The 12,384-nt window shown below is 77.3% G+C and carries 10 protein-coding genes; 3 read left to right on the forward strand and 7 right to left on the reverse strand.

The features are described 5' to 3' along the window. Nucleotide 1 precedes the first annotated feature (1 nt). Nucleotides 2–808, reverse strand: coding sequence for a rhomboid family intramembrane serine protease (locus AC5K6T_RS10175; RefSeq protein WP_493207727.1), 807 nt, complete (start codon nucleotides 806–808; stop codon nucleotides 2–4). A gap of 77 nt (nucleotides 809–885) precedes the next feature. Between AC5K6T_RS10175 and AC5K6T_RS10180 the strand changes: the two genes are divergently transcribed. After that, nucleotides 886–1,155, forward strand: coding sequence for a hypothetical protein (locus AC5K6T_RS10180; protein WP_493209269.1), 270 nt, complete (start codon nucleotides 886–888; stop codon nucleotides 1,153–1,155). 173 nt (nucleotides 1,156–1,328) lie between these two features. Here AC5K6T_RS10180 and AC5K6T_RS10185 read toward each other — a convergent pair whose 3' ends face one another. Next, nucleotides 1,329–2,726 (reverse strand): FAD-dependent oxidoreductase, encoded by a 1,398-nt coding sequence (locus tag AC5K6T_RS10185; RefSeq protein WP_493207729.1) that lies wholly within the window; start codon nucleotides 2,724–2,726, stop codon nucleotides 1,329–1,331. A 259-nt stretch (nucleotides 2,727–2,985) separates the two neighbouring features. Next, the gene (locus tag AC5K6T_RS10190) at nucleotides 2,986–4,182 is read right to left on the reverse strand and encodes a DUF4349 domain-containing protein (protein WP_493207731.1); all 1,197 of its coding nucleotides are present in this window, start codon (nucleotides 4,180–4,182) and stop codon (nucleotides 2,986–2,988) included. Nucleotides 4,183–4,705: 523 nt separating this feature from the next. On the opposite strand from AC5K6T_RS10190, the gene hemG reads away from it, so the two are divergent. Continuing rightward, nucleotides 4,706–6,157: a protoporphyrinogen oxidase gene (gene hemG, locus AC5K6T_RS10195; RefSeq protein WP_493207733.1), complete on the forward strand. Its 1,452-nt coding sequence runs from the start codon at nucleotides 4,706–4,708 to the stop codon at nucleotides 6,155–6,157. A 5-nt stretch (nucleotides 6,158–6,162) separates the two neighbouring features. Then, nucleotides 6,163–6,894, forward strand: coding sequence for a hydrogen peroxide-dependent heme synthase (gene hemQ, locus AC5K6T_RS10200; RefSeq protein ID WP_493207735.1), 732 nt, complete (start codon nucleotides 6,163–6,165; stop codon nucleotides 6,892–6,894). Between the two features lie 60 nt (nucleotides 6,895–6,954). Here hemQ and AC5K6T_RS10205 read toward each other — a convergent pair whose 3' ends face one another. The 4 genes from AC5K6T_RS10205 to AC5K6T_RS10220 form a co-directional block, all read right to left on the reverse strand. Beyond that, nucleotides 6,955–8,589, reverse strand: a complete 1,635-nt coding sequence (locus tag AC5K6T_RS10205) for an alpha/beta hydrolase (RefSeq protein WP_493207737.1) — start codon at nucleotides 8,587–8,589, stop codon at nucleotides 6,955–6,957. Between the two features lie 124 nt (nucleotides 8,590–8,713). Then, complete coding sequence (locus AC5K6T_RS10210) at nucleotides 8,714–9,544, reverse strand: TIGR04222 domain-containing membrane protein (protein ID WP_493207739.1); 831 nt, start codon at nucleotides 9,542–9,544, stop codon at nucleotides 8,714–8,716. Nucleotides 9,545–9,746: 202 nt separating this feature from the next. Beyond that, complete coding sequence (locus AC5K6T_RS10215; protein ID WP_493207742.1) at nucleotides 9,747–11,417, reverse strand: MbnB/TglH/ChrH family RiPP precursor modification enzyme; 1,671 nt, start codon at nucleotides 11,415–11,417, stop codon at nucleotides 9,747–9,749. A gap of 98 nt (nucleotides 11,418–11,515) precedes the next feature. Beyond that, the gene (locus AC5K6T_RS10220) at nucleotides 11,516–12,283 is read right to left on the reverse strand and encodes a peptidyl-tRNA hydrolase (RefSeq protein ID WP_493207744.1); all 768 of its coding nucleotides are present in this window, start codon (nucleotides 12,281–12,283) and stop codon (nucleotides 11,516–11,518) included. Nucleotides 12,284–12,384: the final 101 nt, after the last annotated feature.

The following is a 12,384-nucleotide window of genomic DNA, read 5'->3' on the forward strand; positions in this document are numbered from 1 at the left end:
CTCACCACGTCTGCCGGGGCCGGGCGCGCCTGCCGAACAGCAGGCCGCCCGGCTCCGGGGGCGGCGGGGTGCCCGGCCGCAGCGGCCAGGCCAGCAGCATGCCCGCCAGGAAACCCACGACGTGCGCCGCGTACGCCACCGTGCCCGCGTCGTCCACGCCCTCCCCGGAGGAGTACACGGCCTGGAGCCCGAACCAGAAGCCCAGCACGATCCAGGCGGGCAGGCGCAGCGGCAGGAACACCAGGAACGGCACCAGCACCCACACCCGGGCCCGCGGATACAGCACCAGGTAGGCGCCCAGCACCCCGGCGATCGCCCCGGAGGCGCCGATCAGCGGGTCGGCCGAGCCGGCGTTGAGCACGGCGAAGCCGTAGGTCGCCGCATAGCCGCAGGCGGCGTAGAACAGGGCGAAGCGGATGTGCCCCATCCGGTCCTCGATGTTGTTGCCGAAGATCAGCAGGAACAGCATGTTGCCCAGCAGGTGCAGCCAGCCGCCGTGCAGGAACAGCGCGGTCAGCACACTGAGTTCGGGCGACTTGCCGTAGTCCGGCGGGGCGATCACGCACCCGGCGCCCTGCGGTCCCACGCCCACCTCCCCGGTGGGCACCAGGCGCGGCAGCCGGTGGTGGATCAGCTCCTGGGGCACCGCGGCGTACCGGTCCAGGAAGGCCTGGAGGTGGCACTGGTCGACCAGGCCCCCGTCCCCCCAGGGCATGAGGAGGAAGACGAGGACGTTCGCGGCGATCAGGCCGTACGTCACCCAGGGGGTGCGGCGGGCCGGGTTCAGATCATGGACGGGAATGACCACGCTGGATGTCTGCCCCCGATCCGCCCCCTGAACCGGTGAACGCGGCGGCCGGTGCGACCGTATGACTGCACATGGCGATGAACGAGCGAGACAACCCCGTGATGCAGGCCCTGCCCGACGGTGAGGCCGAGCTCGCCCTGGTGGTCCGGCTGCCCTGGGAGGACGTGGCGCGGCTCGGACAGGAGGCGGGGCGGCTCGCCTCGCAGATGCAGCGGCCCGTGACGCTCGACGAGGCCGTCGGCCACCGGCTGCGCTCCCGGCCCGCGACGGCGGCGCACGCCCGGCCGGCCGACGCGCCGGCGGGTGCCGCGGTGTCCACCCTGCCGCGCGCCAACGGAACCGCCTAGCCACCGCCCGGCACCGCCCGGCACGTCCCGCGGCGCGACCCGGCACCGCCCGGCGGGGATGCCGTCCCCGGGCCGGCCCGGGGACGCCCCGTGGCGGGCGTCCGCCGCGGAGCGGGCGCGGCGCACGGTCGTGCCGCCGCAGCCCGCGGTCCGTCGCTGTGCGCCGTGTCCCGTCAGTGGGCGCGCACCCGGGCCGCGGCCTTCCTGGCGGCGACCAGGACCGGGTCCCACACCGGGCTGAACGGCGGTGCGTAGCCCAGGTCCAGGGCCGTCATCCGCTCCACCGTCATCCCCGCCGTGAGGGCCACCGCCGCGACGTCCACGCGCTTGGCGGCGCCCTCCCGGCCGACGATCTGGACGCCGAGGAGGCGGCCGGTGCGGCGTTCGGCGAGCATCTTCACGGTCATCGGGGACGCCCCGGGGTAGTAGCCCGCCCGGCTGCTCGACTCGATCACGACCGCCTCGTACTGCAGGCCCGCCCTGCGCGCGTCCTTCTCGCGCAGTCCGGTCCGGGCGATCTCCAGGTCGCACACCTTGCTCACGGCGGTGCCGACCACGCCCGGGAAGGTGGCGTAGCCGCCGCCCACGTTGGTGCCGATGACCTGGCCGTGCTTGTTGGCGTGGGTGCCCAGGGGGACGTGGCGCTCGCGGCCGGACACCAGGTCCAGGACCTCCACGCAGTCGCCGCCGGCCCATATGCCGGGGTGTCCGCGCACCCGCATCGCCAGGTCGGTCAGCAGTCCGCCGTGGTCGCCCAGCGGCAGCCCCGCCGCGCGCGCCAGGTCCGTCTCCGGGCGGACCCCGATGCCGAGGACGACCACGTCGGCCGGGAACTCGGCGTCGGCGGTGGCCACGGCCCGCACCCGCCCGTCGGGACCGGTCCGGATCGCGGTCACCTCCGCGTCGTCGACCATGGTGATGCCCAGGTCCGTCATCGCCCGGTGCACCAGGCGGCCCATGTCCGGGTCCAGCGTGGACATCGGCTCACTGCCCCGGTTGACCACCGTCACCTCGTACCCGCGGTTGATCAGGGCCTCGGCCATCTCCACGCCGATGTACCCGGCGCCGACCACCACCGCGCGCCGTCCGCCGCCGCCCTCCAGGGTGTCCAGCAGCGCCTGCCCGTCGTCCAGCGTCTGCACCCCGTGCACGCCGGGTGCGTCCATGCCCGGCAGGGCGGGCCGGACCGGGCGGGCGCCCGTCGCGATCACCAGGTGGTCGTACGGCGTCCAGGACTCGGCCCCGGAATCCGCCGCACGCGCGCGGACCCGCTGTCCGGCCACGTCGATCTCCACGACCTCGGTGCGCAGCCGCACGTCGATCCCGCGGGCGCGGTGCTCCTCGGGGGAGCGGGCGATCAGCTCGTCGCGGCCGGACACGTCACCCCCCACCCAGTACGGGATGCCGCACGCCGAGTAGGAGGTGAAGCGGCCGCGTTCGAACGCCACGATCTCCAGCTCGCCGGCGTCCCTGAGCCGGCGCGCCTGCGACGCGGCGGACATGCCCGCCGCGTCGCCGCCGATCACGACCAGGCGTTCCCGCGTGCTCCCCGTGCCACCGTTCTCGGTCATGCGCACACGCTACGGGGGCCGGGCACTTCGGTGCCGCCCGGCCCGCCCGTGAGGGCCCGCTGCCGCCCGCCGGTGAGGGGCTCGGCGACGGTGGGCGGGCCCGTGCGACGGCCCGGTGCCGGGTGCGTCCGCCACGGCCCGGCCCGACCGCCTCGCCGTCGTCCCGGCGGAGCCGCTCGCCGCCGTGGCCGCCGGCGTCGCGGCCGCCGCCGTGGCCGCCGCCGTGGCCGCCGCCGTGGCCGCCGCCGTCGCCACCGGGCTATGCGCCGTCGCCGCCGGGCTGTTCGCCGTCTCGGCGGGGCCGGTCGCCCTGCTCCGGGCCGGTGCCGTTGCCGCCGTCCGTGGCGCCGCCCGCGGTGCCGCCGGTACCGGCGCCGCCGCTGTGCGCGTCGCCCGCGGTGCCGCCGTGCCTGCCGCCCGTGCCGCCCGTGCCGCTCCGGGCGCCGTCGGCGTCCCCGCTGCGCGCCGGCCGGGGCAGCGGAGGGGCCGTCGGCAGCGGGCCGGGCGCCTGGGCCGGCGCGGGCCGCGTCCGGCGCGGCATCCGGGGCCGCACGATCCGCAGCCACACCAGTGCCGCCAGGGCCAGGGTCACCGCGAACGGCAGCACGGCGCCGAGCACCAGCGCGATCCAGCGCAGCGTCGTCAGGAACGCGTCCCAGCCGCCCGACAGGGCGTCACCGAAGCCCGGCCCGTCGTCCCCGTCGGCGGCCCGCTTCGCCGGAGCCTCGCTCAGCGACAGCGTGATGGTCGCCAGGCCCGTGCGGTCCTTCAGCGAGGCCTGCCGGGCCAGCAGCGACTCCAGGTCCGCCTGGCGGGCGCTCAGCTCACCCTCCAGCTCCACGACGTCGCTCAGCCGGGTCGCCCGGTCCATCAGCTCGCGGATCCGGGCCACGCTCGCCCGCTGCGTCCTGATCCGGCTCTCCACGTCGACGACCTGGTCGGTGACGTCCTCCGCGCGCGCGGAGCGCTCCAGCACGCGGCCCGACCCCTCCAGATCGTCCAGCACCCGCTGGTAGGCGCCGACGGGCACGCGCAGCACCACCTTGGTGCGCCCCCGGCCCCCGGCGTCGCGGGTCGTGGTCTCCCGGCCGACGTAGCCGCCCGCGTCCTCGGCGGCCGTACGGGCCTCGTCCAGCGCCTTCGGCACGTCCTTGACGCGTACGGAGAGCGACGCGGTCCGGATGATGTTCGCGGTCGCCGCCGCTGCCGTCCGCCCGGTCCGCGCGTTCCCGGCGGAACCGGAGTCGGCCGCGCTCCCGGAGCCCGACGCGTCCGCGGCGCTCTCGGCGGCCTGGCCTCCCTTGAGGTCCCCGGCGCCCTGCGGGCGGGAGTCGTACCGGGCCGCGTCCGAGGACGAGCCGGCCGAGTCGGACGCGCCGCACCCGGTCACGGTCAGCGCCGCCGCGAGCAGCAGGCCCGCCAGGGCGGGCGCGGATCGTACGGAACGTGCATGCATGGGTGTACCCCCCGGGGCCGTGTGCGGCTGACGTCTCTTCGACGCCCGGACCCGCCCGGACGTTTGCCCCCGGCGGTCCCGATGCGGTCACGGTCGGGACTCGGCCGGGCCACGGGAGCGGCCGAGGGCGGTCCGAGGGGCGCCGACGCGGCCGGGGCGGCGCGAGGCGGTCCGGGTGGTACGAGGCGGCGCGAGGCGGCGCGAGGCGGTCCGGGTGGTACGAGGCGGTCCAGGTGGTGCGAGGCGGTCCAGGTGGTGCGAGGTGGTCCGGGTGGTGCGAGGTGGTCCGGGTGGTGCGAGGCGGTCCGGGTGGTACGAGGCGGTGCGAGATGGGGCGGTGCGGGGCGGTACGGGCGGTACGCGGTGGTGCGGGCCGGTCCGGGCGGTCGGGCCGGTCCGTGGGGCCGGGGCCGGCGCGGTCCGTGCACGGGCGGACGGCGGGCCGGGCGCTCCGGAGACGGGGACCGGCCGGCGCGGGCGGGGCCCTGTCCGGATTGTCGGTGGCGGATGAGAGGGTGAGGGCATGAGCGCACAGGGCATCCAGAGCAGGCATGTCGTCGTCGTCGGGGCCGGTATCGCCGGACTCGCGGCCGCCCACCGGCTGCTCGCGCGCGGCGCGGCGGTCACCGTGCTGGAGGCCTCCGGCCGCGTCGGCGGCAAGCTGCTGGCCGGCGAGATCGCGGGCGCCCGCGTCGACCTGGGCGCCGAGTCGCTGCTGGCCCGCCGCCCCGAGGCGGTCGCCCTCGCCCGCGAGACCGGCCTCGCCGACAGCCTCCGGCCGCCCGCCACCGCCACCGCCTCCCTCTGGACCCGCGGCGCGCTCCGCCCCATGCCCAAGGGCCATGTGATGGGTGTCCCCGGGACCGCCGCCGCCCTGGCCGGAGTGCTGTCCGAGGAGGGCCTGCGGCGCATCGGGGCGGAAGCCGAGCTGCCCCCCACCGAGACCGGCGACGACGTGGCCGTCGGCACCTATGTCGCCGCCCGGCTCGGCCGCGAGGTCGTCGACCGGCTCGTCGAACCCCTGCTGGGCGGGGTGTACGCGGGCGACGCGTACCGCATCTCGATGCGTTCGGCCGTCCCGCAGCTGTTCCAGGCAGCCCAGCGGCACACCTCGCTCACCGCGGCCGTCCGCGAGCTGCAGTCCGCCGCGGCCGCGGCCGGTCAGAGCGGCCCGGTGTTCATGGGCATCGCCGGCGGAGTGGGACAGCTGCCGCCGGCGGTCGCCGAATCGGTCCGGGCGCGGGGCGGAGACATCCGCACCGGCACACCGGTGCGGGAGCTGCGCCGCGAGCCGGCCGGCTGGCGGGTCGTCACCGACGACCGGGTGCTGACCGCCGACGCGGTCGTCGTCGCCGTGCCCGCCCCCGCCGCGGCCGCGCTGCTGCGCGCCGACGTGCCCGCCGCAGCGGCCGAGCTCAGCGCCGTCGAGTACGCCTCCATGGCCCTGATCACCCTCGCCTACCGCAGAGCCGACGCCCGCCTCCCCGACGGCAGCGGGTTCCTCGTCCCGCCCGTCGACGGCCGCACCGTCAAGGCGTCCACCTTCGCCTCCCGCAAGTGGGGCTGGATCGCCGAGGAGAACCCGGACCTGACCGTGGTGCGCACCTCTGTCGGACGGCACGGTGAGACGGCCGTCCTGGACCGGGCCGACGCCGAGCTCGTCGACGTCTCCCGGCACGACCTGCGCGCCGCGACCGGACTCGACGCCACCCCGCTCGACACCCGGGTGACCCGCTGGACCGACGGCCTGCCCCAGTACCCCGTCGGCCACCACGCGCGCGTGGCCCGCATCCGCGGACACCTCGCCGCGCTGCCCGGCCTCGCCGTGTGCGGCGCGGCCTACGACGGCGTCGGCGTCCCCGCCTGCATCGCCGGCGCGTACGCCGCCGCCGACCAGCTGGACGGCGACCTCACCGCCGCGCGGGAGCTGACCGCCGCCCCGGTGCAGAGCCTGCACGGCGGAGCGGGAGAATGAGGACCATGAGTGACGACGCCCCCACCACCGGCCCCGACCGGATCCCGAACAAGGGCAAGCTGGCCAAGGACCTCAACGAGGTCATCCGCTACACCCTGTGGTCCGTCTTCCGGCTCAAGGACGTGCTGCCCGAGGACCGCACGGGCTACGCCGAAGAGGTCCAGGAACTGTTCGACCAGCTCGCCGCCAAGGACGTCACGGTCCGCGGCACCTACGACGTGTCCGGTCTGCGCGCCGACGCCGACCTCATGATCTGGTGGCACGCCGAGACCGCGGACCAGCTGCAGGAGGCGTACAACCTCTTCCGCCGCACCGCGCTGGGCCGGGCCCTGACCCCGGTCTGGTCGAACATGGCGCTGCACCGCCCCGCCGAGTTCAACCGCTCGCACATCCCGGCGTTCCTCGCCGACGAGACGCCGCGCGCCTACGTCAGCGTCTACCCCTTCGTGCGGTCCTACGACTGGTACCTGCTGCCCGAGGAGGACCGGCGCCGCATGCTCGCCGACCACGGGAAGATGGCCCGCGGCTACCCCGACGTGCGCGCCAACACCGTCGCCTCCTTCTCCCTCGGCGACTACGAGTGGCTGCTGGCCTTCGAGGCCGACGAACTCCACCGCATCGTCGACCTCATGCGCCACCTGCGGGCCTCGGAGGCGCGCAGGCACGTCCGGGAAGAGGTGCCCTTCTTCACCGGCCGCCGCAAGAGCGTCGCCGAGGTGGTCTCCGGGCTGGCGTAGCACGACCGGCCGGCCGCGGGGCGGGCGCCCCGTGCGGCCGGCCCCGCCGCCCCGGCGGAGTCAGTCCGCCGGGGCCGGCACCGGCTGGGCGCGGCCCGCGCAGGCGGCCCGCCGGGACGGCAGCCGCCCCTCCAGCAGATACGCCTCCAGGTGGCCGTTGACGCACCGGTTCGGCCCGCCGGCCAGCCCGTGCGACCCGGCGTCCCGTTCCGTGACCAGCACCGACCCCGCCAGCCGCCGGTGCAGTTCGACCGCCCCGGGATACGGCGCGGCCGCGTCCCGCTCCGCGGCGAGGACCAGCACCGGCGGCAGCTCGCCGGGCCCGGTCCGCACGTCCAGGGGCTGCTGACGCGGCACGGGCCAGTACGCGCACGGCAGGTTCGTCCACGCGTTGTCCCACGTCTCGAACGGCGCGGTCCGGGCGAGCCGTGTGTTGTCCCGGTCCCACACCCTCCAGTCCGTCGGCCAGGGCGCGTCGTTGCACTCCACGGCCGTGTACACCGCGCTCGCGTTCTCCGCCTCGGCGGCCGCCTCCGTCACCGGCCCGGCCACGTCGACCAGCAGCTGTTCGTCGCCCGCCAGGTACTCCGACAGTGCCCGGGCGCGCAGCGGCCAGTAGTCGTCGTAGTACCCGGCCATGAGGAACGCGCCCTGCAACTGGCCCGGACCGACCGTGCCGCCGGCCGGTTCCGCCGCCAGCCGGGCCCGGGCCGTCTCGTAGGCGCGCAGCACCTGCCGCCCGGTGGTGCCGAGTCCGTACACGCCGTGGTGCGCGGCGATCCATTCCCGGAAGTCGGCCCAGCGGTCCTCGAACGCGGCCGACTGGGCGAGGTTGTTGCGGTACCAGACCCGTTCCGGGTCCGGATCCACCGGGGAGTCGAACACCATCCGCCGCACGTGCGCGGGGAACATCGTCGCGTACAGCGCCCCGAAGTACGTGCCGTAGGAGGCGCCCATGAACGTCAGGCGCCGCTCGCCGAGCGCGGCGCGCAGGACGTCGAGGTCGCGGGCGTTGTTGAGCGAGTGGTAGTGCCGCAGGGCGCTGCCCGCGCGCCGGGCGCAGCCGCGCGCGTACGCCTTCGCCTGCGCGATGCGCTCCTTCTTGTACGACTCCGAGGGGTGCGTCGGCGCCTGCGAGGGCCCCTTGAAGAACCGGTCGGGGTCCTGGCAGGACAGCGGCGCGGACCGGCCGACGCCGCGTGGGGCGTAGCCGACCAGGTCGTAGGCGGCGGCGAGCCGCTTCCACTCGGGGAGCAGGCCGACGAGCGGGAAGAAGTAGCCGGAGGTGCCGGGACCGCCCGGGTTGAAGACCAGGGCGCCCTGGCGGCGCACCGTGCGGTCGCCGTGCAGCGGATCGCGGCCGGTGGCCCGGACCCGGCTGACGGTGAGCGTGATCTGCCGCCCGTCGGGGCGGGCGTAGTCCAGCGGGACGGAGACCGAGCCGCACTCCATGCTGCCGGGCAGGTCCTGGGCGCCGGAGCAGGTGCCGAAGTCGATGCCCGCGGTGCGGGCGCGTGCCGCGGCCAGGGCAGTGCCCCGCAGTTCGGCCGCCGCGGCCGCCGCGGCGGTGCGGGCCGCGGGGCGGTCGGGGGCGTGTCCGGCGGGCGCGCCGTCGGCCGGGGCCGCCGTGAGCGCGGTGAGCAGCAGCGCGGCGGCCGACACGCCCGCGGCCGAGTGACGGACGGCAGCTCTCATGGGTTTCCCTTCGGAGCGCGGAGGCGACAGAAGGGATGTTTCGGCCGGGCGGCGGCCAAGGCAAGCACCGGCCGCCGGGTGTCGGCCGCTCTGCCTCCCGTGCGCCCCCCGAGGCGGCGGGCCGTCACTCGTCGTGGTCCGCCTCCGGACAGCGCTCCCGGTGGGCGAAGGCCGCCAGCAGATCCGGCTCGCCCACGGCCCGGACGCCGCGCACCGCGACCGCGAGCAGCAGGGCTCGATCGCTGCCGCTGCGCCTGCCGCTCCGGCCGACGCCGTCGGTGCCCCGGAGCAGCGAGCCGAGCAGCCGCTGCCCGGCGGGCGAGGCCCGGCGCGCGTACGGGTAGACCTCGAAGCGCGCTATCGTCAGACAGCCCAGAACCAGCGCGAGGGGCAGTGCGAACCACGCCGCGAGCAGGGCGGGCGGCATCACGTCCCGGGTCGGCAGCAGCAGCGCGGTCGCGCCCAGGCCCGCCACGGCGACGGCCGCGGCCCGCGCCTGCCGGACCCCTTCCGCGAGCGTCGGCCGGCCGTCGTCGGGCACCGCGAGCCCGGCGCACACCAGCCGCTCGGCCAGGGCGACCACCGTGTCGGCGGTGGCCGCGGCGGCCCGCACCGGCGCTATCCGGGCCTGGCCCTGCGGCCCGATCGCCCCGAGCACCGACCGCTCCATGGCGTCCCGGCCGTCCGGGTCGACGACGGTCGCCCAGCCCGTGCGGGCGAGCAGCAGCCGACGCTGCCGCGCCATCGACACCAGCGTCAGATCGGCGACCCGGCGGGGACCGCCGGACAGGAACGCCGCCTCGTACAAGGTCAGTCCGCACGGGTCCGGATCGCGGCGCGGGCCGCCGCGAGGCCCGGCCTCCTCCGCGGCGGCGCGTACGGCGGTCAGACACAGCCGGGCACAGGCGAGGCCGGCGACGGCCCAGGCCGGCAGGAGCAGGAGCACCTCGAACATGCCGTGTTTCTATGCCGCCGGCCTCGCGGATGCCAGGCATTTTCCACCATGCGGACGGCGTGTCGGGACGGGACGGGGCCGTGGCGTGCGGCGACCGCCCGCCCGGCGCGGGCGGGCGCGGGCGGGCGCGGGCAGGCGAGGGCAGGGCCCCGGCGCGCGGGCCGGGCCGGGGTGGCGGGCGGCACGGCGGCGGGGCGAGGGGTCAGCGGCGCAGCAGCACCGAACGGGTGGCGCGCGCCAGCCGGGTGCGCGGGCGGCGGCGCGGTGCCGGGCCCGACCGGTCGAGCCACCAGGTGCGCAGCTCCCGCCGGGCGCGGGCGCCGTCCGGCCCGCCGTGGCGCAGCAGATGCTCGGCGAAGGCGAGGGCGTCGTGCCGGTAGCCGTCCGCCATGGGGCGCCGCCGGGCGTAGCCGAGGAAGGCCGCCCGGTAGCCGTCCCCCAGGATCACCGGCAGTTCCGGCGCGACCTTGGCCACGACGTCCGCCCGCTTCCCGGCGAGCGCCCGTGACTGCACCCGCAGCCGCGCCCGGTCGAACCCTTCGGGCACGGGCGTTCCGGCCACCAGGGCCGACAGCAGGGCCGCCTGGGCGAGCCCGAGCCGCTGCCGGACGGCGTCGCCGGGCGCCCGGCCGGGGGATCCGCCCGTGGTGGAACCGGGGGCGGGGAGGGAGGCCGCCGCGACCGGGGGAGCATCCGTAGCGCCGTCCGCGGCCGCGAGGCCGTCCGGGGGCACGGTGCCGTCCGCGGCCGTGACGCCGTCCGGGGGCACGGTGCCGTCCGCGGCCGTGACGCCGTCCGGGGGCACGGTGCCGTCCGCGGCCGTGATGTCGTCCGGGGGCACGGTGCCGTCCGCGGAGGGTGCGGGCGGCACCGCGGCCGTGAGTGCGGGGGCGGTGGTGCCGTCCGGGGGCGCCGCACCGTCCGCCGCCGGGCCGGGGGCCGGCACCGGACGCCGGACGACGCCGGGGGCGCGCCCGTCCGCGCCCCGCCGCGGGCGCGGAGCCCCGGCGGGCCGGGCGGTGCGTTCCCCGCCGGGCTCGCGGCGGGTGAGGCCGGCCGCGACGGCCTGCCGTATCGAGTCCAGCTCCCGCTCCAGCCCGGCCGCTTCGGGGAAGTCGTCGTCGCGTTCGAGGAGGACGCCCGGCGGGCGGACGCGGGAGGCCAGGTCGGTGAGGATGCCGAGGACGGGGCGGGGGACCGGGTGCGCGTGGCTGTCGTGCCAGACCCCGTCCCGCTCGAAGCCGCCCGCGACGTGGACGTAGGCGATGGCCTCCAGCGGCAGGCCGGCGAGCGCCTCGGCAGGGTCCTCGCCACGGTTGACGTGGTTGGTGTGCAGGTTGGCCACGTCGATCAGCAGGCGTACGCCGGTGCGGTCGGCGAGTTCGTAGAGGAACTGGCCCTCGGTCAGCTCCTCGCCCGGCCAGGAGATCAGCGCCGCGATGTTCTCGACCGCCAGCGGGACGGGCAGGACCTGCTGGGCGAGGCGGATGTTGGCGCACAGGACGTCGAGGGCGTCGCGGGTGCGCGGCACGGGCAGCAGATGGCCCGCCTCCAGCCGCGGGGACGCGGTCAGCGGGCCGCCCGCGCGGACGAACGCGATGTGCTCGGTGACCAGCGGCGCCCGCAGCGCCTCGGCGCGTTCGGCGAGCGCGGTCAGCCGCCCCTCGTCCGGCCGGTCGGCGCCGCCCAGGCCCAGCGACACCCCGTGCGGGACGACGGTCACCCCGCGGGCGGCCAGCCGCCGCAGCGAGTCGGGCAGATGCCCGGGGCAGACGTTCTCCGCGACGACCTCGACCCAGTCGATGCCCGCCATCGCCTCCACGGCGTCCGCGATCTCCGGCCGCCAGCCGATCCCCGTCCCCAGCCGCACCATGGCCCTCCCCCTGCGTGGTCCGCGCATGCCGAGACGTCCGGCACCCGTGGTGGGGGTATGGCCCCGGGGCCGGGGACCCGAACCCGCGGAAGAGGGTTTCAGAGCAACATTTGAGGTTCGCCTCCCGGCACGGGGCCGGCGGCCTGCACCCGGTGCGCTCCGGGCAGCGCCCCGACGCGGGTGTGCCCCTCGACCGCGACGGTCAGCCCGGGGGCGATCTCGGTGAAACCCGCGTCCCGCACCAGCGGGCGCTCGGTGGAGACGAGGTCGCGCCACCGGGCGGGTTCGGCGGTGCGCACGGACAGCGGGAAGCCGGCCGCGCGCCAGGCGGCGCGCTGCTGCGCCGTCAGCTCCCACCAGGCCAGCTGGGCGCCGTGACCGGCCTGGGCCATCGCCTTGCCGGCCGTCATACGGACCCCGGGGTTCGTCCACAGCACCGGGGCGCCGCCGTCGGGCGCGGGCGGCGCCTGCGGATCGTCCAGGTCGGTGCCCGACACCTGGAGCCGGGCGAGGTCCTTGGGCCAGCCGTCCAGGGGCACCGGCGGGTAGACCCGCACCCGGGCGGTCCCGCCCGTCACCGTGATGCCGTCGAGCGCCTCGGCGCGCCGCCACTCGGCGCCCCGGGCCCGCCGTACGACCTTCCGGATCCGGGCGTCCTGCCAGGCGCTCACCGCCCGCGCCCAGGGGCCGTCGCCGAGCGACCGCGGGTCGCCGAGGAGGGTGAGCACCGCCCGCGCGGCCGTCTCCAGGGCGTCCGTGCGGGCGGGCGGTGCGTCCCGCTCGATGCGGACGACGAGGGGCAGCACGTACTGCGGTGCCAGGTCGCGGGAACCGGGCTCGGAACGGAAGGGACTGTCACTGGTCACGTCCCCCAGTGTGCCAACCGCCCCGGACCGCGCGGACCGCCGGGACCGCCGGGACCGCCGGGACCGTGGTGCGGGTCCGCCCGGTCTGCCGTGCCGCGGGT

The organism is Streptomyces sp. B8-7, assembly GCF_058833805.1.

Excerpts from the sequence above, each read along its gene's own strand:
- AC5K6T_RS10180 (WP_493209269.1), top strand. The coding sequence starts at position 886 with ATGAACGAGCGAGACAACCCCGTGATGCAGGCCCTGCCCGACGGTGAG.
- AC5K6T_RS10185 (WP_493207729.1), bottom strand. The coding sequence starts at position 2,726 with ATGACCGAGAACGGTGGCACGGGGAGCACGCGGGAACGCCTGGTCGTG.
- AC5K6T_RS10190 (WP_493207731.1), bottom strand. The coding sequence starts at position 4,182 with ATGCATGCACGTTCCGTACGATCCGCGCCCGCCCTGGCGGGCCTGCTG.
- hemG (WP_493207733.1), top strand. The coding sequence starts at position 4,706 with ATGAGCGCACAGGGCATCCAGAGCAGGCATGTCGTCGTCGTCGGGGCC.
- hemQ (WP_493207735.1), top strand. The coding sequence starts at position 6,163 with ATGAGTGACGACGCCCCCACCACCGGCCCCGACCGGATCCCGAACAAG.
- AC5K6T_RS10205 (WP_493207737.1), bottom strand. The coding sequence starts at position 8,589 with ATGAGAGCTGCCGTCCGTCACTCGGCCGCGGGCGTGTCGGCCGCCGCG.
- AC5K6T_RS10210 (WP_493207739.1), bottom strand. The coding sequence starts at position 9,544 with ATGTTCGAGGTGCTCCTGCTCCTGCCGGCCTGGGCCGTCGCCGGCCTC.
- AC5K6T_RS10215 (WP_493207742.1), bottom strand. The coding sequence starts at position 11,417 with ATGGTGCGGCTGGGGACGGGGATCGGCTGGCGGCCGGAGATCGCGGAC.